The 22,715-nt window shown below is 63.4% G+C and carries 21 protein-coding genes; 17 read left to right on the top strand and 4 right to left on the bottom strand.

What is annotated here, in order from left to right:
* The first annotated feature begins 13 nt into the window (after positions 1-13).
* The 5 genes from ACFUCV_RS04555 (at position 14) to ACFUCV_RS04575 (ending at position 5,430) form a co-directional block, all read left to right on the top strand.
* Complete coding sequence (locus ACFUCV_RS04555) at positions 14-1,792, top strand: nitrite/sulfite reductase (RefSeq protein WP_380812501.1); 1,779 nt, start codon at positions 14-16, stop codon at positions 1,790-1,792.
* Positions 1,789-2,559: a phosphoadenylyl-sulfate reductase gene (locus ACFUCV_RS04560; protein ID WP_380812503.1), complete on the top strand. Its 771-nt coding sequence runs from the start codon at positions 1,789-1,791 to the stop codon at positions 2,557-2,559. Before ACFUCV_RS04555 ends, ACFUCV_RS04560 begins: the two co-directional genes overlap by 4 nt.
* On the top strand, positions 2,556-3,503 hold the full coding sequence (gene cysD / locus ACFUCV_RS04565; protein WP_380812505.1) for a sulfate adenylyltransferase subunit CysD: 948 nt from the start codon (positions 2,556-2,558) through the stop codon (positions 3,501-3,503). Before ACFUCV_RS04560 ends, cysD begins: the two co-directional genes overlap by 4 nt.
* Positions 3,503-4,894, top strand: coding sequence for a sulfate adenylyltransferase subunit 1 (locus tag ACFUCV_RS04570; RefSeq protein WP_380812507.1), 1,392 nt, complete (start codon positions 3,503-3,505; stop codon positions 4,892-4,894). The genes cysD and ACFUCV_RS04570 overlap by 1 nt, the downstream gene beginning before the upstream one ends.
* A gap of 83 nt (positions 4,895-4,977) precedes the next feature.
* Positions 4,978-5,430 carry a VOC family protein gene (locus ACFUCV_RS04575; RefSeq protein WP_380812509.1) on the top strand — a complete coding sequence of 151 codons (453 nt, stop codon included), beginning with the start codon at positions 4,978-4,980 and terminating at the stop codon, positions 5,428-5,430.
* 80 nt (positions 5,431-5,510) lie between these two features.
* On the opposite strand, the gene ACFUCV_RS04580 is transcribed toward ACFUCV_RS04575, so the two are convergent.
* Positions 5,511-5,630 (bottom strand): hypothetical protein, encoded by a 120-nt coding sequence (locus ACFUCV_RS04580; RefSeq protein WP_380812511.1) that lies wholly within the window; start codon positions 5,628-5,630, stop codon positions 5,511-5,513.
* An 88-nt stretch (positions 5,631-5,718) separates the two neighbouring features.
* Positions 5,719-6,315 (bottom strand): hypothetical protein, encoded by a 597-nt coding sequence (locus ACFUCV_RS04585; RefSeq protein ID WP_380812513.1) that lies wholly within the window; start codon positions 6,313-6,315, stop codon positions 5,719-5,721.
* Positions 6,316-6,515: 200 nt separating this feature from the next.
* Here ACFUCV_RS04585 and pnuC point away from each other — a divergent pair, with 200 nt between their 5' ends.
* From pnuC to ACFUCV_RS04605, 4 genes are all read left to right on the top strand, one after another.
* Complete coding sequence (gene pnuC / locus ACFUCV_RS04590) at positions 6,516-7,169, top strand: nicotinamide riboside transporter PnuC (protein ID WP_380812515.1); 654 nt, start codon at positions 6,516-6,518, stop codon at positions 7,167-7,169.
* A gap of 2 nt (positions 7,170-7,171) precedes the next feature.
* Positions 7,172-8,272: an AAA family ATPase gene (locus ACFUCV_RS04595; protein WP_380812517.1), complete on the top strand. Its 1,101-nt coding sequence runs from the start codon at positions 7,172-7,174 to the stop codon at positions 8,270-8,272.
* Complete coding sequence (locus ACFUCV_RS04600) at positions 8,269-9,000, top strand: NUDIX domain-containing protein (RefSeq protein ID WP_380812519.1); 732 nt, start codon at positions 8,269-8,271, stop codon at positions 8,998-9,000. The genes ACFUCV_RS04595 and ACFUCV_RS04600 overlap by 4 nt, the downstream gene beginning before the upstream one ends.
* A gap of 94 nt (positions 9,001-9,094) precedes the next feature.
* Complete coding sequence (locus tag ACFUCV_RS04605) at positions 9,095-10,114, top strand: GTP pyrophosphokinase family protein (RefSeq protein ID WP_380812521.1); 1,020 nt, start codon at positions 9,095-9,097, stop codon at positions 10,112-10,114.
* A 6-nt stretch (positions 10,115-10,120) separates the two neighbouring features.
* Here ACFUCV_RS04605 and ACFUCV_RS04610 read toward each other — a convergent pair whose 3' ends face one another.
* Positions 10,121-10,633 carry a VOC family protein gene (locus ACFUCV_RS04610; protein ID WP_380812523.1) on the bottom strand — a complete coding sequence of 171 codons (513 nt, stop codon included), beginning with the start codon at positions 10,631-10,633 and terminating at the stop codon, positions 10,121-10,123.
* A 73-nt stretch (positions 10,634-10,706) separates the two neighbouring features.
* Here ACFUCV_RS04610 and ACFUCV_RS04615 point away from each other — a divergent pair, with 73 nt between their 5' ends.
* The 8 genes from ACFUCV_RS04615 (at position 10,707) to ACFUCV_RS04650 (ending at position 21,035) form a co-directional block, all read left to right on the top strand.
* A complete protein-coding gene (locus ACFUCV_RS04615; protein ID WP_380812525.1) occupies positions 10,707-11,495 on the top strand; it encodes a helix-turn-helix domain-containing protein in 789 nt (262 codons plus the stop codon).
* 186 nt (positions 11,496-11,681) lie between these two features.
* Positions 11,682-12,863, top strand: coding sequence for an ABC transporter substrate-binding protein (locus tag ACFUCV_RS04620; RefSeq protein ID WP_380812527.1), 1,182 nt, complete (start codon positions 11,682-11,684; stop codon positions 12,861-12,863).
* A gap of 3 nt (positions 12,864-12,866) precedes the next feature.
* Positions 12,867-13,610 carry an ABC transporter ATP-binding protein gene (locus tag ACFUCV_RS04625; protein ID WP_380812529.1) on the top strand — a complete coding sequence of 248 codons (744 nt, stop codon included), beginning with the start codon at positions 12,867-12,869 and terminating at the stop codon, positions 13,608-13,610.
* A complete protein-coding gene (locus tag ACFUCV_RS04630; RefSeq protein WP_380812531.1) occupies positions 13,603-14,496 on the top strand; it encodes an ABC transporter permease in 894 nt (297 codons plus the stop codon). Before ACFUCV_RS04625 ends, ACFUCV_RS04630 begins: the two co-directional genes overlap by 8 nt.
* 117 nt (positions 14,497-14,613) lie before the next feature.
* Entirely contained in the window at positions 14,614-15,900 is a 1,287-nt protein-coding gene (gene cobA, locus ACFUCV_RS04635) for a uroporphyrinogen-III C-methyltransferase (protein ID WP_380812533.1), read from the top strand.
* Between the two features lie 31 nt (positions 15,901-15,931).
* A complete protein-coding gene (locus ACFUCV_RS04640; protein ID WP_380812535.1) occupies positions 15,932-17,389 on the top strand; it encodes an FAD-dependent oxidoreductase in 1,458 nt (485 codons plus the stop codon).
* A 308-nt stretch (positions 17,390-17,697) separates the two neighbouring features.
* Positions 17,698-18,876, top strand: a complete 1,179-nt coding sequence (locus tag ACFUCV_RS04645) for a hypothetical protein (protein WP_380812537.1) — start codon at positions 17,698-17,700, stop codon at positions 18,874-18,876.
* A gap of 101 nt (positions 18,877-18,977) precedes the next feature.
* Positions 18,978-21,035, top strand: a complete 2,058-nt coding sequence (locus ACFUCV_RS04650) for a hypothetical protein (protein WP_380812539.1) — start codon at positions 18,978-18,980, stop codon at positions 21,033-21,035.
* An 87-nt stretch (positions 21,036-21,122) separates the two neighbouring features.
* On the opposite strand, the gene ACFUCV_RS04655 is transcribed toward ACFUCV_RS04650, so the two are convergent.
* Positions 21,123-22,571 (bottom strand): PucR family transcriptional regulator, encoded by a 1,449-nt coding sequence (locus tag ACFUCV_RS04655; protein WP_380812541.1) that lies wholly within the window; start codon positions 22,569-22,571, stop codon positions 21,123-21,125.
* Between the last annotated feature and the right edge of the window lie 144 nt (positions 22,572-22,715).

Consider the following 22,715-nt stretch of genomic DNA (forward strand, 5'->3'; position numbering starts at 1 on the left):
TACGCTCGTCTGCATGACACACACAGCTCTAGCCGGGGCGAACGCCGAGACATCCACGCCCGCCTCCGAGGCTGGCACAGCCAGCGGGGCAAAAGCGGTCCGCCCGGTGCGCGCCCGTCCCGCAGCCAAGCCGCACGGGCAGTGGAAGGTTGACGGCACCACGCCGCTGAACGCCAATGAAATCTGGAAACAGGAAGATGGCGGACTCAGCGTGCGGGAGCGCATTGAGACCATTTATGCTGCAGGCGGCTTCGACAGCATTGACAAAACCGATCTGCATGGCCGCTTCCGCTGGTGGGGGCTCTACACCCAGCGCAAGCAGGGGATCGACGGCGGCAAGACGGCCACGCTGGAACCCCATGAGCTGGAGGACAAGTACTTCATGCTCCGGGTCCGCATTGACGGCGGTGCCCTGACCACCGGGCAACTGCGTGTCATTGGCTCCATCTCCACTGATTTTGGCCGAGACACGGCCGATCTCACCGACCGGCAGAACGTCCAGCTCCACTGGGTGCGGGTGGAGGACGTACCGGAAATCTGGAAGCGGCTGGAAGCGGCCGGCCTTTCCACCACCGAGGCCTGCGGCGATGTGCCGCGGGTCATTCTGGGTTCACCGGTGGCAGGGATCGCCAAGGACGAGATCATTGATCCCACTGCGCTGATCCGTGAACTAAGTGAACGCTTCATTGGCAATCCGGATTTTGCGAACCTGCCGCGCAAGTACAAGACAGCCATCACCGGCCACCCCTCCCAGGACGTGGTGCATGAAATCAATGACTTTGCCCTGGTGGGTGTGGTCCACCCCGAGCTGGGGGCCGGCTACGACCTCTGGGTGGGAGGCGGGCTGTCCACCAACCCGCGGCTGGCCGAACGGCTTGGCGTCTTTGTCTCCCCGGAGACAGCCGCCGAGGTCTGGTTGGGGGTGACCAGCATTTTCCGTGACTACGGCTACCGGCGCATGCGCACCAAGGCCAGGCTGAAGTTCCTGCTGGCCGACTGGGGTCCGGCCAAGTTCCGCCAAATCCTGGAGGACGAATACCTCGGCCACAAGCTTCCCGATGGCAACGCGGCGCCCAAGCCCACCTCCCCGGGCGACCACATTGGTGTTCATGAACAAAAGGACGGCCGGTTCTTCATTGGCGTCACCCCCACGGTGGGCCGGGTTTCGGGATCGATCCTGACTGCCCTGGCGGATGCCCTGGAGGCCCACGGCTCGTTCCGGCTGCGCACCACCCCGCATCAGAAGCTGGTGATTTTGGATGTGCCCCAGGACCAGGTGGAGCCTCTCATTGAGGTTTTGGACGGCTTGGGGTTGTCTGCCCGGCCGTCGTTGTTCCGCCGTTCCACCATTGCCTGCACCGGGATTGAATACTGCAAGCTGGCGCTGGTGAACACCAAGGACACTGCCGCCACCGCCATTGCCAGCCTGGAAACCAGGCTTGCCGACCTGGTTGACACGGGTGTGCTAAATCAGTCCATTGCGTTGAACATCAATGGCTGCCCCAACTCCTGCGCACGCATTCAGACCGCGGACATTGGCCTCAAGGGCATGATGCTTCCCACCGACGACGGCGGCACCGCCCCGGGCTTCCAAGTCCACCTCGGTGGCGGCCTGGCCACGGACAACCGGGTGGAGGCGGGGTTGGGCCGCACCATCCGGGGTTTGAAGGTCACGGCCGCCGAACTGCCCGACTATGTGGAGCGGGTGGTGCGCCACTACGTGGGCGCCCGCACCGAAGGGGAAACCTTCGCCGAGTTCGCCCACCGCGCCGATGAGGAGCTGCTCAAATGACACAGCTGCCCCAGTTGCCGGGTGCACCCGCGGATCAGTCCCCGTCCGGCGCGCGGCCGGGTACGGCGCTGCGCCCTCATGCCGAACTGCAGGCACTGGCGGAGTCCGGCGCGGCGGAACTGGCTTGGGACGCGTCCGCGCAGGAGGTCATTGCCTGGGTGGCACGCAATTTCGCCACCGGGGCCACCGCCGTCGCCTGTTCCATGGCTGACGCCGTGCTGCCTGCCCTCGTGGCCGATCAGCTGCCCGGTGTGGACGTGTTGTTTTTGGACACGGGCTACCATTTCCCGCAAACCCATGCCACCCGCAATGAGGTGGCGGAGAACCTGCGCGTCAATATTGTGGACGTGATGCCGGTGCACACCGTGGCGGAGCAGGATGCGCTGTTGGGCCGTGATCTTTTTGGCCGTGACCCCGGGCAGTGCTGTGCTTTGCGCAAGGTGGAGCCGCTGAGCCGCGCCCTTGCCGGCTACGAGCTGTGGTTTACCGGTGTGCGCCGCGATGAGGCACCCACCCGCACCAACACCCCCCTGGTGGTCTGGGATGAAAAGAACAAGCTGGTCAAGGTCAATCCCGTGGCCACCTGGAGCTACGGGCAGATCGTGGCTTATTCCGAAGATCAGCTCCTGCCCATGAACCCGTTGCTCAGCCAGGGCTATCCGTCCATTGGCTGCGCGCCCTGCACCAAAAAAGTGGCCCCCGGCGCCGATCCCAGAAGCGGACGCTGGGCCGGAACCTCCAAAACAGAATGCGGATTACACCTATGAGCACCCACGTGGATGAAACCACTGTCCTGGACACCCCGGATTCCGAGTTTGAGCAGCTGGTGTCGCTGGACCTGCTCGAGTCTGAAGCCATCCACATCATCCGTGAGGTGGTGGCTGAATTTGAGCGCCCCGCGCTGCTGTTCTCCGGCGGCAAGGATTCAGTGGTGATGCTGCACCTGGCCACCAAGGCGTTTTGGCCGGGCAAGGTCCCCTTCCCCGTGCTGCATGTGGACACCGGCCACAATTTCCCTGAGGTCATTGAGTTCCGTGATGAGACGGTGGCGCGTTTGGGCCTGCGCCTGGAAGTGGGCTCCGTGCAGGAGTTCATTGATTCCGGTGAGCTGGCCGAACGCGCCGACGGCACCCGCAATCCGCTGCAGACGGTGCCGCTGCTGGCGGCCATTGCCAGCAACAAGTTCGACGCCGTCTTTGGCGGCGGCCGCCGTGACGAGGACAAGGCACGCGCCAAGGAACGCATCCTGTCCCTGCGTGACGAGTTTGGCCAGTGGGACCCGCGCAACCAGCGCCCCGAACTGTGGAACCTGTACAACGGCCGCCACACGGTGGGCCAGCATGTGCGGGCCTTCCCCATCAGCAACTGGACCGAGCTGGATGTGTGGCGTTACATTGCCCGCGAGGACATTGCCTTGCCGGGCCTGTACTACGCCCACCAGCGGGAGGTCTTTGAGCGCGACGGCATGTGGCGTGCCGTGGGGGAGGTGTCCCGGCCGCGCCCCGATGAGGAAGTGGTTCTCAAACAAGTGCGCTACCGCACGGTGGGGGACATGTCCTGCACCGGCGCCGTGGCCTCCGATGCCGCCACGGTCCACGACGTGGTGCGTGAAGTTGCCGCCTCAACCCTGACCGAACGTGGTGCCACCCGGGCCGATGACCGGATCTCCGAGGCTGCCATGGAAGACCGCAAGAAGGACGGCTATTTCTAATGAGCACATCCACCAGCACCTTGTTCGAAACGCCCGCACTGTCCGAGGGCACGTTGTTCCGCTTCGCCACCGCGGGTTCCGTCGATGATGGAAAGTCCACCCTGGTGGGCCGCCTCCTTCACGATTCCAAGGCCATTTTGGCCGACACGCTCGACGCCGTCACCCGCACCTCCGCGGACCGTGGCTTTGGCGGTGGGGGCGGCAGCACGCAGAAAATTGACCTGGCGCTGCTGACCGACGGGCTGCGGGCCGAGCGTGAACAGGGCATCACCATTGACGTGGCCTACAGGTATTTTGCCACCGCCCGCCGCAGCTTCATCCTGGCCGATTGCCCCGGACACATCCAGTACACCAAGAACACTGTGACGGGTGCATCCACCGCCGATGCCGTGGTGGTGCTCATTGACGCCCGCAAGGGCGTGCTGGAACAGACCCGGCGGCACTTGTCGGTGCTGCGGCTGCTGCGCGTGCCCAACGTGCTGGTGGCGGTGAACAAGATTGACCTGGTGGATTTCAGCGAGGACGTCTTCCGCCGCATTGAAACCGATGTGCAGGCTGTGGCGCAGGGGATCGGGCTGGGGGACGTGGTGGTCATTCCCGTGTCCGCGCTGGAGGGCGACAACGTGGTGGAGCCTTCCACCCACACGCCCTGGTACACCGGCGCCAGCCTGCTGGAGCTGTTGGAAACGCTGCCCACCACCGATGAGCTGGAGCGTGGACTGGAGCCCTTCCGCTTCCCGGTACAGTTGGTGATCCGGCCGCAGGGTGCGCTGGCGCCCGGGCTGGCCGCCGCAGACGACGCCGGGGCCTCCTTCCGTGACTACCGCGCCTACGCCGGGCAGCTGGCCTCGGGTTCAGTCTCGGTGGGGGATGCGGTGACAGTGCTTCCCTCCGGGCGCACGGCCACCGTGACGGGCATTGATTTTGCCGGCCGCGCCTTGAACCGCGCGGTTGCACCGCAGTCGGTCTCACTGCGCCTGGATCAGGAGATTGACATTGCCCGCGGTGACGTCATTGCCGCCACCGGCACCTTTGGGGAGGTCAGCCAGGATCTGTATGCACAGCTGTGCTGGTTGTCCACCAAGCCGCTGCGCGAGGGTGCCAAGGTGCTGATCAAGCACGGCAGCAAGACGGTGCAGGGGCTGGTCCGGGCGGTGACCGGGAAGCTGGAACTGGAGTCCTTCAGCTACCAGGGCGCGTCCGGACTGGAACTAAACGACATTGGCACCGCGCAAATCCGACTGGCCTCGGCACTGCCCCTGGAGACGTATGCGCTGCACCGCCGCACGGGCGCATTCCTGGTCATTGACCCCCAGGACGGCAACACCCTCGCCGCCGGGCTGATCAAGGACCACCCGGGGGATCACGAGGAGGAGCGTTACAGCATCTAATCCGCGGAAAACCATTGACACCCTGGCTGGGCGTCCGCAAGCATGGGAGCCCCGCTCACATTGCTTCATCAAGGAGTCAGCCCATGTCCACTTCCGTGTTCGTCAATCTTCCCACCAAGGATTTGGACCGCTCAAAGGCCTTCTTTGAAAGCCTGGGCTGGCACGTCAATCCCTATTTCACTGACCAAAACGCAGCCTGTGTGGTCATTGATGAAAATGTGTACCTGATGATGCTGACGTATGACTTCTTTGCCACATTCACCGACAAGCCCATCATGGACCCGGCGGAACAGCTGCAGGTACAGACGGCGTTGAGCCGTGAAAGCCGGCAAGCCGTTGATGAGCTGCTGGAGAAGGCCTTGGCCGCCGGCGGCAAGGAACCCCGCCCGGCAATGGAGATGGACTTCATGTACTCCCGCGACTTCGAGGATCCCGACGGGAACTGGTTCAGCATCATGTGGATGGATCCCCAAGCGGCCGAGCAGGGCCCCGAGGCGTTCACCGCCGAGCAGGAGGCTGAGCTGGGGCACTCCTAGGCACTGCTGGGCACACCAAAAAACCTGCCGGAAGCTTGCTTTCGGCAGGTTTTTGACTGGCCAATCAAGCGTTCCGGTTGTCAGCGGGCAGTGTGGCCGCTGCCGCCCCCCAGTTCCGAACCTGTCATGAATGCGGCATCGTCGCTGGCAGCAAACAAGATCACTGCCGCGACGTCGTCCGGGCGGCCCCAGCGGGCCATGGCGTGGTGGAGAACAACAATTCCCGGTCCGTGGCGCCAGGGACCGGTGTTTCAATGAAGCCGGGGCCCAAAGGATGCAGAACCTTTCCTAAAACAAAGTGTCGGCAGCCGGCGCGTGGAAGGTGCGGGGCCAGAGATTGCCCACGTGCTCCAGCAGTGGTCCCTGCCCCCATTTCAGTTCATCCAGATGGAAGCCATGATCAGCCATGTCTTCGGCCCTGGGAGGGAAATGTTCAATGCCCAAATGTGCCGACCAAATGGCAATGAAAAAGTCCGACTCGGTCACCCTTTTCGCCAGTTCATCCAGCGTCTGCCCTTGGTAGCTGTCAATGAGGGTGGACAGGTGGAAGCCATGACTGTCTTCAAAATCCACGGCTTCATCCCGCGAGGCCAGCAGATATCCCAGAATAAAAGGGTGCACAAGCTCAGCTCCGGCCTCCACCCAGTCCCAGGCGTCAAGGGTGTTTTGATCGGCCGCAATCTCCAATGCGCCTGCGCATACCTTTGCAATGGCCAGAAAACTCAGTGCATCTTCAGCGCCGCCCAGCTCGTCACCGGCCACTTCGCGGCCGTTCAGGTACCCATTCCATAAATAATCCATGAGTCCAATGGCAGGTGATTTGCCCAGCCATGCCCGCAGCAACTCCGGAGCCAATTCTTCGACGTCCACTTCAGTGCTGTCCATATATGTTCCCCACATGCAGTTTCTCCCTTGGGTGGATGCCGGGTGTATTCCTTGATTGAAATCAGTGTGGCGAAGGGGTCGGACATTCTCGGCTGTGGGGTCGGCCGGCCGCGGCAGGGCCTGCCTGACGTGACGCCATGGCCGCAACCCGTGCTATTGTTATTATCAAGTTGATAATAAACATCCCAAGGGAGAGCGCCATGAACTTCATCGTTGACTGGCTCGGCACCACTGCTTTTACGCTCATAGGCAATACCGTCAGCTGGGTCGAGGTGATTGGCTTCGTGACGGGCGCTGCTTGCGTCTGGGGTGTGGCCCGCCAGAAGATCTGGAACTGGCCCGTGGGAATTGCCAACAACATTGCCTTTGTGATCCTCTTCCTAGGGGCGGGTCTTTACGGGGAAACAGTTCTGCAGCTCATTTTCGCGGCCATTGCCGTCTACGGCTGGATCAAGTGGAGCCGGGGCGCCAGCGGCACCACGGGCAGCAATGACCTGCCCATCCGCGACGCCAGCCGCACCGAGGCGTTCGGGGCAGTGGCCGCCGTTATGCTGGGCACCGCCGCCGTGGCCTGGCTGCTGCACGCAGGCACGGATTCGCAGGTTCCCATCCCGGACGCCTTTGTTTTGGCCGCCTCGCTGGTGGCCACCTATGCCCAGGCCAAGAAGATCTTCGCCCACTGGTACGTGTGGATTGCCATTGACCTGGTCTCGGTCCCGCTCTACTTCAGCCGCGGCCTGGCGCTCACCGGAATCCTTTACATTGGATTCCTGGCCCTGTGCATCTACGGCCTGGTGGGCTGGAACCGCCTGCGCGCAACAAGCAAACCCGTCCCCGAACTGGCAGGAGTCTAGCCATGCACGCCACAGCATTGGTCATTGGCAAGTTTTATCCACCGCACACCGGTCACCGGCACTTGATTGAAACGGCCGCGGCGCAGGCCGGGCACCTCTGGGTTCTGGTACAGGGCAGCCGCTTTGAATCAATCGCCGTGGCTGAACGGGCCCGTTGGCTGGCTGAAGAGTTCGCCGGCGCCAACGTCACCGTGGTGCCCGTGCGCAACGACTGCCCGGTGGACTATGCCAGCGACGAGGTCTGGACCGCCCAGGTGGACAACATGCGCTGGGCACTGAAGATCCGCGGCGTGGAGGCCATTGACGCCGTCTACAGCTCGGAAGACTACGGCGCCCGGCTGGCCGCGGCCTTCAATGCCGTTCACGTCTGCGTCGATCCGCAACGGAGCACCCGGCCCATCAGCGGAACCGCGTGCCGCGAGGACCTGGCCGGCAACTGGAAGCAGATCCTGCCGGCGGCCCGCCGGGGTATGGCTGTGCGGGTCATAGTGGTGGGCGCGGAATCAACCGGCACCACCACCTTGAGCGAGGCCCTTGCCGCGCACTACCGCCAGCAGTTCCCAGCCCTCGCCAGCGTCCCCGAGCATGGCCGCCACTACACTTATGAAAAGCTCGCGGAACTTCAACAGAGCCGGCCGGAGGCCACGGTGGAGCAGCTTGTCTGGACGGCTGCCGACTTCGGCGTCATTGCCGAACGCCAAAGCGCGCTTGAAGAGGCCGCTGCGGAGGCCGCTCCGCTGGTCATTGCCGACACCGACGCGCTCGCCACCACCCTGTGGGAGCGCTACTACCTCGGTGATGGCAGCTATGGGTCGTACGCTGCGGCCGCCGGTTTGCCGCGGCGTGACATTTATTTGCTCACAGACTGCCAGGGCGTGGAATTCGAGGACGACGGCTGGCGCGAAGGCGAACACCGCCGCCCTGAAATGACCGAGTGGTTCAAGGAGACGCTGACCGAGGCGGGACACTCCTGGATCCTGGCCACCGGCAGCCGCGAGCGCCGCCTCGCCACCGCCACCGCGGTGATCGACGCCATGCTCACCCAGCAAGGCACCTTCACCTCACCGGCCTGGGCCGGGCGGACAGTCTTGGCGACGGCATGAACCACGGCACGGAAGTGGACTTCCTAGCCGCCTATGACCCCGCTGAATTCCCGCCCGTTGCCCTGACGGTGGACCTGGTGGTGTTTGCCGTGGCCCAAAAAAGGCTCCATGTGGCGCTGGTGGAACGCGGCGCGCAGCCGTTCCTGGGCACCTTGGCGCTCCCGGGAGGTTTTGTGGGGCCGCAGGAAAACGCACTGGAGGCTGCGCGGCGGGAACTGGCGGAGGAAATGGGGCTGGATTTGGCCGAACACCGCGTTTTTGTGGAGCAGCTGTCCACTTTCAGCGACCCTGACCGCGACCCCCGCATGCGGGTGGTTTCCGTGGCGCATTTGGTGCTGTTCGGCGGTGATGGCGCCAGCCTGCCGCCCCTGCAGGCGGGCACCGACGCGGCCGCGGCGCACTGGCGGCCGGTGCATGCCGTGGACACCGCCGGCCTGGCCTTCGACCACGGCGGCATTGTGGCTGCCGGGCTGGAAAGGCTGGCTGGAAAAATGGAATACAGCACCCTGGCCACCCGGCTGCTGCCTGCGGAATTCACCCTCTCAGCGCTCCGTGACGTCTACACCGCCGTGTGGCAGGTGGAGCTGCCGGCCGGGAACTTCACCCGCAAAATGCGCCCCTTCCTGACCTCCACAGGGGGCAAGGTGCAGGCTGTGGGTGCGCCGGCGTCGCTCTTCAGGGTGGGCAGCGACTGGATTTCACCCCCTTGGATCCGGCCGCGCCAATGAGCTGGACAAGCGAGGCAAAGCTGGGAGAATCAAGGGTAAGGCAGGGTTGCCGTGGCAGGATCAAAGGGGTGGGGTCGTCATCGAAATTTTTGCCGTGGAAGATGCGGACAGCACCATCGAACACCCCCTTTTCCAGGAGCAGCTTTTGACGGAGGCTGCGCAAGCCATCCGCAACGCCATTGTGGGGCGGCTGCATGATGACGGCCTGAACCATCACGATGTGCAATTCCGGGTCAAGTCCCCGGCGTCCGCGGCGGAGAAGATGTCCCGCCGGGACCGCCTGGGGCGGCTGAAGTATCCGGGCGGGCTGGAAAAGCTTGATGACCTCATTGGCGTGCGGGTCATTTTGTTCGTGGAGTCGGACATCGAGGCGGTGGCCATTGCCCTGAGCAGCCAGTTCACCTGCCTCGATGATGAGGACAAGACGGCCATCATGCGCAAGAACGGCGGCATTGGCTACGCCGGGCGCCATTTGACCCTGCAGGTTCCTTTTGAAAAGGCGCCCCTTAACTGCGCGCACTTTGCCGGACGTCGTTTTGAGGTGCAAATCCGCACCATTCTTCAACACGCGTGGGCGGAGTTTGAACACGACATCCGCTTCAAGGGCCCCAGCGGTGACAATGCCGAAATCAGCCGCGCGTTCACCATGGCGTCCACCCTCATTGAATTGGCCGACCAACAGTTTGTGAACATTGCCGACACCCTCAAGCGGCTGCAGGCGGAGGGTGCCCTGGAGGTGCCGGAGGCGAAAATGCTCGACGCCGGGTCCCTGCAAAGTGTGTTGACCCGGGCCTTCCCCACGTACCGCAACAGCAAGGAAAACCAGTACGACTGGATGGTGCAGGTGTTGGCCGCCAACGGCATTGACACCGTGGCCGCCGCGGAGGATTGGCTGAACTCCTTCGATCCGCAGCGCCTGGCCCAATTGATGGAATACCGTTTCAATCCCGGGCAGGTGCGTGTTGCCGACGATCTTTTGCTGCAGACCTTTGGCGAATCCCATGTCGCTGCCACCAAAGCCGTGGGCAGCGACCGCAACCGCGAACTGAAACTGCGCTCGCGGCTGCGCCGGCTCCGCAGCGATGAGGCGCCGGAGAACGCAGGGCCCGCCTAGGCGGCATCAGCCCTGCGTGGCGGCCCATTCCGCCACGCGGGCGCCGCTTTCTTCTTCGGACAGGTCTTCCACACGCGTCATAATCGACCAACGCACACCGAAGGGGTCCCGAATGCTGGCAAAACGGTCGCCGGAAACAAAATTGCTGGCGGCCTCCCGGATGGTGGCCCCGCAGGCGACGGCCCGTTCCAGCGTGGCGTCCACATCGGGGCAGTACAGGCCCATGGAGTAACAGTCATCGTCAGCTGCAGGTGCTTGAACCAGGTGGTAGTCGGGGTTCGGTTCACCCAGCTGCAACCTGCCTTGGCCAAAGTCCAACTCCGCATGCACCACCACCGCATTGAACTCGGTGATGCCCACAGTGCGTGCGCCAAAAACCCTGTGGTAAAACTCAATGGCTTCCGCCGCGCGGGGAATGGCAAGAAACGGGGTCAGGCTGGTAAACCCATGGGGAATGCCGTTGTCGGTGAATTGGCCGTGGGCGGCAGGGGTGCTGGAGGTCTGGGATGACGTATTCATGTCAGCCAAGTTACCCTGCTGCGGCTTGGGAAGGCTTGTAGATTCGCGACAGCCACAACCATAGACTGGGTCGGTGGACAGCAGTTTCAAGGGCATTCTTTACCCCACCAGGCTTCCCAGCTTTGGGCGCTTTCCAGCGCCCCCGCAGGTGCACCATCTGGTGTCATGGTTTTGGATTCCCGAGTGGGACATTGCGCCGGGACGTTCCTCCCGCCAGCACCTTATTGCCTTCGCCGCCTGCAATCTTGTGGTGCAGCACGATGGCGTGGAGCTGTCCGGACCCACCACCCGGGCCTCACACCAAGACCTTTCCGGAAAGGGTTGGGCGGTGGGTGCCCTGCTGCGCCCGGCAGCCGTTCCTTCCTTTACCAGCAGGCCGGCGGATTTGCGTGATGGACGGCTGATGATCGATGCGCCCGATCTTCTTGCCCACGTGGTTGAGGTCATGGGAAAAGAAACGACTGCGCGGGGGGCGGAAGCTGCCGCGGTTTTTGCCGCCTGGCTGTTGGAGCGCGTGCCCCAGGTTGGCCAGGAGGCCTTGCTGGCCAATGCCATGGCCGAATCAATTTCCAACAATCCGGATTTGGTGCGTATTGCTGACGTGGCGCAACAGCTGTCCGTATCAACCAGGACGCTGCAACGGCTGGCTGTGAAATATGTGGGCTTGAGCCCGTCAGCGCTGATCCGCCGCCGCCGCCTGCAGGAAGCGGCCAACCAGGTCCGCACCCACCCGGGTTTGGAACTGGCAGCCTTGGCCACGCAGTTTGGCTACGCCGACCAGGCGCACCTGGCCAATGACTTCCAACGTTTTCTGGGGTTCACGCCCAGCAGTTACCAGAAGTCGCTAACTGCTCCATTGTGACGGTGCATGAACTCCGGTGACCTTGGACGTCGCCGGCATTGAGCCGGGCCCGATGGCGTCCCTAGCCTTGGGGAATGCAAATAATTGGCACAGCCATAGTCGGGGCAGCAGCCCACGGGATCCGCACCCGGCGATGTTGCCGGCTCAGCAGCTGAGCCCACCATCCCTTCGCACCAAGGACTTCCCATGCCTGAGCAACACCGCACCCGTCCCCATGACGATAAAAACACCACTGCTTCAGCTCCGGCGCTGAACACCACCCGCATCACGGCCGGAACGCACAAGCGCCGCAAGCTGCGCGCCATCGAAATTGCCGCCCTCATAGCGGTGGTGGCGTTGATTGGCGCCGGCGCCGCCGTGGCCACGGTGACAGCAGGCAAGTCAGCCTCCTCGCCGCAGCCGGTGGCTTCGGGTCCCGCGGCTGAACTGAAACTTGGCTATTTTGCCAATGTCACCCACGCCCCGGCGCTGGTGGGTGTGGAACAAGGCATTCTGGCTGAAAAACTGGGTGCAACCAAGTTGACCACCCAAGTGTTCAATGCCGGTCCCTCAGCAATTGAGGCGCTTAACGCCGGCGCCATTGATGCCGCCTATTTGGGTCCCAATCCCGCCATCAACTCCTACGTAAAAAGTGGCGGCGAATCCATCCGCATCATTGCCGGGTCCACCAGCGGCGGCGCCCAGCTGGTGGTCCGCGACGGCATTGATTCGGCAGAGCAGCTGCGCGGGAAAATCCTGGCCACCCCACAGTTGGGCGGAACCCAGGACGTGGCCCTGCGTTCCTGGCTGGCAGGTGCAGGCCTTGCCACCACACCCAGCGGCGGCGGCGATGTGGCCATCAACCCCACGGAAAACGCCAGCACCTTGAAGTTGTTCCAGGAAGGAAAGCTCGACGGCGCATGGCTGCCGGAGCCGTGGGCTTCGCGGCTGGTGCTGGAGGCGGATGCCAAAGTGCTGGTCAATGAGGCGGATTTGTGGGAAAAGGGTGAGTTCGCCACCACCATTTTAATAGTCAACAAGCAGTTCCTCGAAGCCCATCCAGAGACCGTGGAAGCCTTGTTGGCCGGCAACCTGGCCGCTGTTGACTGGCTTGACAAGCACCCTGGCGAAGCGGCCGCCGCCGTCAACACGGCCCTAAAGTCCGCAGCGGGCAAGGAACTGCCCGCCACCGTGATTGCGCGGTCCCTAAGTGAACTCAGCTTCACTGTTGACCCGCTGGCCCGGACCTTCCCCAAACTTCTCCAAGATGGTGTCACCGCCGGGGTGGGCCAGGACGCGGACCTGGCGGGAATCTTTGACCTCAAACCGTTGAACGCACTGCTTGAACAGCAGTCCCAGCCAGGCGTTGCCGCCGCCGGACTGGACTAGAGCATGTCGGAAAGTTCCAAGGGTGCCGCCGTTGTGCTGGAAAAGCTGGGTAAAAGCTTCGACAGCGGACCTCCCGTGCTGGAAGACATTAACGCCACTGTCCAGCAAGGTGAGTTTGTGGCCCTGCTGGGGGCCTCTGGCTGCGGAAAGTCAACGCTGCTGAACATCATTTCCGGACTGGATGCACCCACCGCCGGCGCCCTTGAGGTGCCGGCGGAGGGGGCGGCGTTCATGTTCCAGGATTCGGCGTTGTTCCCCTGGCTTTCAGCCCGCGGAAACGTGGAACTGGCCTTGAAGCTGCGCGGTGTGGGGCGCCCCGAACGCAGGGCGCGCGCCGGGGAACTTTTGGATTTGGTGAATTTGGGCCATGCCGTGAACAAACGTCCGCACGAACTGTCCGGGGGCATGCGCCAACGCGTGGCGCTGGCACGCGCCCTGGCGCAGGACCGCCCGCTGCTGCTGATGGACGAACCGTTCGGCGCGCTCGATGCCATCACGCGCGACCTGCTCCACAACGAGTTGGAACGGGTCTGGAAGGAAACCGGCCGGACCATCATTTTTGTCACCCACAATGTGCGCGAAGCCGTGCGGTTGGGTCAACGGGTGCTGCTGCTGTCCTCACGGCCCGGCAAGGTGGTGGCCGAATGGCAGGTGTCCCAGGAGCACCGCAGTGATGCGGGCGCGGCGGGCCAGCTCACCGCCACCATCACCGCCCGACTGCGTCAGGAGATCCGCAAGCATGCCTGAAACAATAACCTCCCCCATCCTCAAGAGCGCCGAGGAGGAGATGCGCTCGCTGGAAGCCGGGCTGGATTCCCTGCAGTCCGAGCAGCAAATACGCCGGCGCCTTGACTGGTCCCGCATTCTGCTTCCGCTGGCGGCTTTCGTGGTGTTGCTGCTGGCTTGGCAGTTCTACGTCTCACTGGGTCTGCGCCGCCGCGACCTGGTGCCCGGTCCCTTGGACGTGCTGCATTCCCTGGGGGCGCTGTGGCAGGACGGCACCACACAGGAAGCAATTTGGACCTCGCTGCAGCGCGGCCTGGTGGGCTTCACCATCAGCATCCTGGTGGGCACCCCGCTGGGCCTGCTGCTTTCACAGGTGCGGGTGCTGCGCCGGGCCTTCGGTCCGCTGATCTCCGGACTGCAGGTGCTGCCCTCGGTGGCGTGGGTGCCGGCAGCCATCATTTGGTTCGGCCTCACCGACGCCACCGTGTATTTTGTCATGTTCATGGGCGCCATCCCCTCCATCATTAACGGGCTCATTGCCGGGGTGGATCAAATACCGCCCCAGCACCGCCGGGTGGGCCGCATTCTGGGCGCTTCGCGCTGGGAGATGGCTGTCAATGTGGTGCTCCCGGCAGCCCTGCCGGGATATGTGGGCGGGTTGAAGCAAGGCTGGGCGTTCTCCTGGCGCTCCCTCATGGCGGCGGAAATCATTGCCATGGGCGGCTCCTTGGGCTTCGGACTGGGATCATTGCTGGAACAGGGCCGGCAACTCTCCGACATGGGCATTGTGATGTCCGCCATCCTGATCATCCTTTTTGTAGGGATCCTGGTGGAACTGGCAGTGTTTGCGCCCGTGGAAAAGCGTCTTTTGCGCGGCCGCGGTCTCCTGGCCGGCAGCACGCGGTAGGGCTTCCCCTGACATGTGGGGCAAGGCAGCGCCGTTAATATGTCCCCACGTGACGCTGCGTGAACGGGTGTAACGGCGCTGTTGTCTGCCGGGAACGCCGGTATCTAGGGTCGTTTCATGGCTATTGCTGACCTTTATCCCACCTCGCTGCGGCTGCTGGGCCGCCCTGTGCTCGTTGCCGGCGGCGGGACCGTCGCTGCACGGCGGGCCAAGGCCCTGCTCGACGCCGGTGCGCAGCTCACCCTCGTGGCCCCCACCCTCAGTGCCGCCGCACGGGAGCTGGCCGACGCCGGCCTGCTGACGTGGCGGGCCCGCAACTACCTGAGCTCGGACATGGACGGCGTTTGGTATGCGGTGGCGGCAACGCAGGATGTGGAACTTGATGCCCAGGTGGCCGCCGATGCCCAGGCCCAGCGCATTTGGTGTGTGAACCATTCCGACGCGCAGGAATCAGCTGCCTGGACCCCCGCCGTGGCCACTGTTGAGGACATTATGGTGGCGGTCAATGCCGGGGGAGACCCCTTGCGTGCGGCCGCCCTGCGCAATGCCATCGCGGCGGCGCTGGAAAGCGGTGACCTGCCGTTGCGCCGGTACCGGGGCACCCCCCACGGCCCTGCCCACCGGGAATCGGGCCTGGGCCGCAGCGGTTCCGTGGCACTTGTTGGCGGCGGCCCGGGAGCTGAAGACCTTATTACAGTGCGCGGCCGCAGGCTCTTGGCGGAGGCTGACGTGGTGGTGGCCGACAGATTGGGACCGCGCGGTCTGCTGGAAACCCTGGGCCAAAACGTCACGGTCATTGAAGTGGGAAAAACCCCCGGCCACCATCCCGTGCCGCAAACTGAAATCAACGCGATCCTGGTCCGGGAAGCGTTGGCCGGGAAACGGGTGGTCCGGCTTAAAGGCGGCGACCCCTTCGTGCTGGGCCGGGGCGGGGAGGAAGCCATTGCCTGCCGCGACGCCGGGGTGGACGTCGAGGTGGTCCCGGGGGTCACCAGCGCCGTGAGCGTTCCGGCGGCGGCGGGGATCCCCGTCACACACCGCGGAGTGGCGAAGGCCTTCACCATGATCAGCGGCCATGAGGAACTTGAGCACATCCCCCACGGCAGTGATCACACGGTTGTGCTGCTGATGGGGGTGGGGACCCTCAACCGGTCCATGCCCCTTCTGGCCGCCGCCGGCCGTGGCAGCGGATGTCCGGTGGCCATCATCGAGAACGGCTATGCCAAGAACCAACGCGTCACCATCGGCACCTTGGGCACCATTGTGGAACTCGCCCGGACGGCCCAGGTGCGCAACCCGGCCGTCGTCATTGTTGGCGACGTGGTGCGGGTCAGCCCGCTCGCTCCGCCGGAACTTGCCACAGCCCACTACGGCACGCGGGAAACTGTCAGTTCCGTCTCTTAGAATTATCCATAAGCCCTTTGAACCCAAGGAAATGAGCACAGCTGTGTCTTCAAACTCTTCAGCGCCCGGCACGCAGGAGCGCCCGCTGCGCATCGCCGTCATTGGCTCCGGCCCGGCAGGCGTCTACGCGGCGGACATGTTGACCAAGAGCGCCGAGGTCCGTGACGGTCTGGTGGTCAGCATTGACCTCTTTGACCGCTACCCGGCACCCTACGGCCTGATCCGCTACGGCGTGGCCCCCGACCACCCCAGGATCAAGGGGATCGTGAACGCCCTGTACAAGGTCCTGGACCGCGGTGACATCCGTTTCTTTGGCAACGTCAATTACGGCACGGACCTCAACCTTGAAGACCTGCAAAAGCACTACGACGCGGTCATCTTCGCCACCGGCGCCATCAAGGACGCGGATTTGAACATCCCCGGCATTGAACTGGACGGCTCCTACGGCGGCGCCGACTTTGTCTCCTGGTATGACGGCCACCCCGATGTGCCCCGTGAATGGCCTTTGAACGCCAAGGAAATAGCCGTCATTGGCAATGGCAATGTTGCCTTGGATGTGGCACGCATCCTGTCCAAGCACGCCGATGATCTGCTGGTGACGGAGATTCCCGACAATGTCTACCAGGGCCTGTTGTCCTCTCCAGTGACGGATGTGCACATCTTTGGCCGCCGTGGCCCTGCCCAGGTGAAGTTCACGCCCATGGAGCTGCGCGAACTGAGCCACTCCCGCGATGTGGACATTGTCCTGTATGAGGAGGATTTCGACTTCGACGAAGCCTCCGATGCCGCCGTCAAGAGCAACAACCAGGTCAAGACCATGGTCAACACCCTCACCAACTGGCTGGCCGAGCAGGATGATGACGCCGCCGATCCCACCACCGGAGCTTCCCGCCGGCTGCACCTGCACTTCCTCCACAACCCGGTGGAAATCGTGGGCGAGGACGGCAAGGTCTCGGGCATTAAGTTTGAACGCACTGAACTGGACGGCACGGGCAATGTCCGCGGCACCGGTGAATTCCTGGACTACCCCGTACAGGCCGTGTACCGCTCCGTGGGCTACTTCGGCTCGGCCGTGCCCGATGTTGAGTTTGACCACCTTCGCGGGGTGGTCATGAACGACGCCGGCCGCGTCCTGGCCACTGATGGAAGCCACGTTCCCGGCCTCTATGCGACCGGCTGGATCAAGCGTGGGCCCGTGGGCTTGATTGGCCACACCAAGGGCGATGCCTTGGAAACCATCACCCACCTGTTGGCTGACCGCGGGGACCTGCCGTTGGCCGCCGAGGCGGCACCGGAAACAGTGGTGGAACTGCTCGATGCCCGCGGCGTGGAATTCACCACTTGGGAAGGCTGGCTGGAGCTTGACGCCCACGAGAAGGCGTTGGGCGCGGCAGCCACCGACTCAAGCGCCGTGCAGCGTGAACGCATCAAGGTGGTGGCCCGGGATGAGATGGTGGGCGTCTCCCGAGGCGCCTCCCTCACCCGATAGCCCCACCCGCTGGATACAGCCCGCCGGCGCAGGTTGCCGGAGCAACGACGGCGGGGACCCACCTTTGTCAGGTGGGTCCCCGCCGTCGTTGCTTTAAGGACCGCTGTGCCAGGCGGATGGTGAGAACCTTTGACGTTCTGTGATTTGGGCCATAGGGTGGGATGCATGTTCTGCTTCGCACCTTGAAGTTCGTGCGGAGCCGGGCGGTCTCAGACGCCGTGCAGTTGCGGTGTCAGGTCTTATAGCTGGTCTCACGATGTTGCCGACTGGGGGTGGACTCAATGGATGGCAGGCTCATGTCTTTGCCCATGAGTGCCCCTCTGGTGCGCATTCTGCGGATCGCTTTAGGCACCGCCCTTTTAGCAGCCGTCCTCATTGTGCTCGGTTCCACGAACGCCTCCGCGGCTTCAGGATCCTCGTCCGCGTCCCTCAAAACGGCCTCGGACAAGGGGCTGCTCTCCGGAATTCTTGACCCCGTGGGCGATCTGCTGGACACCACGGTGCAGCAGGTTCCCGTGGTCAAGGACATTACCGGCCCGAACACCGTGGGCAATCTGGTGGCTCCTGTCACCGGCGCCACGGATCAGCTGGAAAGCAATCTGACCTCCGTTCCGGTGGTGGGACAGGTGCTGACGCCGGTGCAGGGCATCACCACCGGTGTTGTCACCCCGGTGGTTCAGCTGGCAGATTCGGTGGTCACCCCCACCGTTGGTGCCGTGAACCAGGTGACCGCTCCGGTTCTTCAGATCACCGCCCCCGTGCTTGATCCCGTCACCGGAGCTGTAAAGCCCGTTGTTGACGGAGTGGCAGGTGGCGCGGCAGAGCTGGTGGACAGCGTTGTCACTCCCGTTGTGAGTCCGCTGGTACCCCCGGCCGTGCCAGGTGGCCCCGGTGGAGCGGCCGACGTTCCAAGCCCAACTGATCCCGTCACCGAGTTGCCGGCAGGTGTTGACACCCTGCCCGCCGCACCGGTGCTCCCAAGCGCGCCTGCAGCGCCCGCTGGTGGTGGAGCAGCCACGGAATCCGTGGACAGCCCGGTTCAAATGGACAGCCCCGCTCGGGTGGACGGTCCGGTTTCGACCGGAGCAGCGCAGCAGGCTGCCGATGCATCCCCGCAAGCCGCCACACCCGGTGTCTTGGCACGCTACCTGGCGGCCGCCGCGCTGCCGGCTTTCTCCACTTCTGTTGACGGCGTTGGCGTCCAGGCACCCGCTTCCTCCACTGCTCCCGCTGCCATCCAGGCATGCGGATCGGACTCCGACGGCGATGCCGTGGGTCCCTGCGCACCGGCTGCGACGACAGCCGCCGCATCTGGTTCGTCCTCAAGCCTGGTATCCGGCGGGTCCGGTGCCAGCGGCAGCGCCGCGGCGGCCAGTGAGCATTTCTGGAGCTACTTCCACAACGCAGGCGGTGCGGCACAGCCGCTGGCAGCGGATTGGCCGCTGCCCGCCTCCATGCCTGAAAATCCCGGTTCAACCCCTGGCTAGATGACCCTCAGCCTTCCGCCACCAAGGCGGCAGGCCACGGTCTTTCCCTGTTTCGCATTCGCGGACACGGTCAAAAAATCTTAATTCAGGAGTAAACAATCATGCGTACTGTCATTCGTCGATCGCTCAGTGCAGCGGTCTTTGCCGGCGGGCTTCTTGCCCTCGGCGTAGGTGCAGCCAATGCTGCAGACCAGTCCACCCCAGCCGCCAGAGAATCCACCACCGGCGTGTACAACCAGCCCGCTGCCCACAACGGCTCACAGGGACTCCTTGCCGGGTTGCTTGATGGGGTGGTGGGAGGCGTCATTGATGGCGTCCAGGCCACCGTGCCGGTCACCGTTCCCCTGAATGTCTCCGGCAACGCGGTGGGCGTTGTTGGTGATGCGTCTTCGAACGCCGCTGACACCACCAACAGTGTTCCCGCGCCGGTGGTGAACGACGGGTCCGTTGTCACCTCAAACGCTTCAAACAATGGAGGGCTGCTGGGTGGGGTCCTCGGTGAGTTGCCGATCCATGTGCCGGTCACCGTTCCTGTGAACGTTTCGGGGAACGGTGTGTCTGTCATTGGTGATGCGTCCTCGAACGGTGCTGAGACCACGAACAGTGTTCCTGCTCCCGTGGTGAACCCGGGTGCCGGCAATGGTGCCACAGGTACCACCAACAACGGCGGTGGATTGCTCGAGGGCATCCTCGGTGATGTCCAGGTGGATGTGCCGGTGACGGTTCCTGTGAACGTTTCAGGGAACGGTGTGTCCGTTATTGGTGATGCGTCCTCGAACGGTGCTGAGACCACGAACACTGTTCCTGTGGTGAACCCGGGTGCCGGCACCGGTGGCACAGGTACCACCAACAACGGTGGCGGTTTGCTCGAGGGCATCCTCGGTGATGTCCAGGTGGATTTGCCCATCACGGTTCCTGTGAACGTTTCAGGGAACGGTGTGTCCGTTATTGGTGATGCGTCCTCGAACGGTGCTGAGACCACGAACAGTGTTCCTGTGGTCAACACAGGTGTCGGCAACGGTGCCACAGGTGCTGGCTCACCGGACGGCGTCCTGGGTGACATTGGAGTGGATGTGCCGGTGACGGTTCCTGTGAATGTGTCGGGTAATGCCGTGGGTGTTGTTGGTGATGCTTCCTCGAACGGGGCTGAGACCACGAACACTGTTCCTGTGGTGAACCCGGGTACCGGCAACGGCAGCACCGGTGGCACCAACAATGGTGGCGGATTGCTCGAGGGCATCCTTGGTGATGTTCAGGTGGATTTGCCCATCACCATTCCAGTGAATGTGTCGGGTAACGCCGTGGGTGTTGTTGGTGATGCGTCCTCGAACGGTGCTGAGACCACGAACACTGTTCCTGTGGTGAACCCGGGCGCCGGCAACGGCAGCACCGGTGGCACCAACAATGGCGGCGGATTGCTCGACGGCGTCCTGGGCGACATTGGATTGGATCTGCCCATCACCATTCCTGTGAATGTGTCGGGTAACGCCGTGGGTGTTGTTGGTGATGCTTCCTCGAACGGCGCTGAGACCACGAACACTGTTCCTGTGGTGAACCCGGGTGCCGGCAACGGCAGCACCGGTGGCACCAACAACGGTGGCGGATTGCTCGACGGCGTCCTGGGCGACATTGGATTGGATCTGCCCATCACCATCCCGGTGAACATTTCCGACAATGCCCTCGCAGTTGTTGGTGACGCCGAAACCATCGGTGCGGACACCGCCGTCGTGGTTCCCGTAGCTCCGGTCACCCCCGTCACACCTGTAACGCCGGTTGCACCGGTCACACCCGTAACGCCGGTTACACCGGTTACACCGGTTACACCGGTTACACCGGTTACCCCGGTTACCCCAGTTACCCCAGTTTCACCCGTAGCGCCTGTTGCTCCGGTGGCACCGATCAATCCCGGCAACCCGGCAACTCCGCTGGCACCGGCGTCGTCCGCTGATTCAGCTGTGACAGTGACGCTGAACCCGGCACACACGGCAGCGGCAGGGATTTCCATGGGCGCGGACAGCAAGCTGCAGGCCATGGGCAGTGCAGCATCCGCTCAGCTGGCCTACACGGGCACCGGCATGTGGCCGGTATTCCTGTCGGTCATGTTGCTCCTGTCAGGCCTGGGCCTGCTGGTCCTGCGCAGGGCGGCACGTCTGAGCTAGTGGTTTCAGTTCCTGCCCAATCCACAGGTCACGCTGGCCTCGCAGGAGGCCGGCGTGACCTGTGGGCGCTGGCAGCGGATCCTTCCGTCAGTTGTGCGGAGTAAGCCTTCGGACGGCCAGCGCCAGCCACAGCTGGACACGGTCCGGCGTCGAGGCAGGGTCATAACCCGTCAGTTCAGCAATCTGGGTCAGCCGGTAACGCACGGTATTGCGGTGAAGTGCCAGGGCCTCGGCTACTGCTGCCACCGATCCGTTGAGCTGTAAATACCTTTCCAGGGTTTCGAGCAACTCAGAGCCGTGGATTGCATCGAAGGTCAGCAGCGGATCAAGGGCCTCCTTGGCCATGGCTGCCATGGGCACGTCTTCGCTGGCCAACAACAGCGAGGTCAGGCTCAGGCGTTCCGGAACATTAACGTCCAAACCCCGTGTTGCGGCTTCACGAGCTTCAAAGTAGCTCCACCGCAGGCCGTTGGCTTGGGAGTACGCACCCCCAATGCCCACCGGGGCATTGATGCCGACATTATGCATTTGCTGGCTCAATTGCCTGCCCAGTTTGGCCGGCTCACCCACAGCAGCCGGCACCACCAGCAGTAATTCACGTCTGCCTTCGGAAACAATTGTCGCGGCCACAGCATTGACCAAGCTGGCTGGCAGGGTCAGCCCGGCGAGCGCTTCGAAGTGTTCCTCACCGGCGCTGACCAGCAGGACCAGGTTCTTCCCGGCGGTGGATACGCCCACGGTCTCCAGCCGGGCCATGGCATCGGCGGGTTCCAACGTGCCCCGAATGATGTCCTGCAAAACCTGCCCGGCTATCTGCCGCATGCTGTGACGGCGCTGCACCAGGTTGTTCAACTCAATGCTGATGAGCCCGCGGGCATAGTCAACTATCCCGTCGTCGTGAAAGGGTTTGCGCAACCATAAAACGCTTGAATCGCGCTTGCCCGTGGACAGCGCCACGGCATGCCATGTGCCCTCTTCAGGGACGGTGTTGGTGGCGGTGCTGGCCACGACGCCGCCGTACTGGGTAATGATCAGGTCCGCGGCCACAAGGGTGGAAAGCTTTTTCAAAAGTGCCGGCAACCCGCCACCTGTCAAAAGGGTCCGGGCAAGCAGTTGGTGTTCGCGCAGCAGCCGCTCCAGCTTTGTGTAATGGTCCGACGAGCGGGCGTCGGCCACGAGCTTGCCGATGGCAATGAAAGGCGTGGTGTAGGGCACTTCCACCACGGGGACCGACCAGCGGTTGGCCTCGGCCAGCAATGCCGCAGGAACGGCGTCGTGCTCAAAACCAACACCGAAACCAATGCCGACGGCGCCGGCACGCCTAATTTGGCGGACAAAGGACCGCTGGGCCGCTGCAGTGTTGTGGCGGGCTCCGGTGGTCAACACCAATTCCCCGCCGCTGAGAAACGCCTGCGGATTTTCCAGTTCGGTGACAGCCACCCAATCAATGGGTGCTGTCAAGGGAATCAGGGTGGAACCCATGTTTTTCAGGTGCAGGGCGGGAATGGTGAGCAGGTCCGCCAAAGAAAGTGCCATAGGGCAACTATACAAACGCACTGCTAAAAATAGCGGCGATGGTGCAATTGGCTATTCAATTGCGGGGCGGGCGGGCCTAGGCTTGCGCGTAAGACGTCGCATGAAATGCTGCGTGCCGTACTCAACAAACTAAAGAGGTTGAAC

The sequence above is a fragment of the Specibacter sp. NPDC057265 genome (genome assembly GCF_042668835.1).
In the GTDB taxonomy this organism is placed as follows: domain Bacteria; phylum Actinomycetota; class Actinomycetes; order Actinomycetales; family Micrococcaceae; genus Specibacter.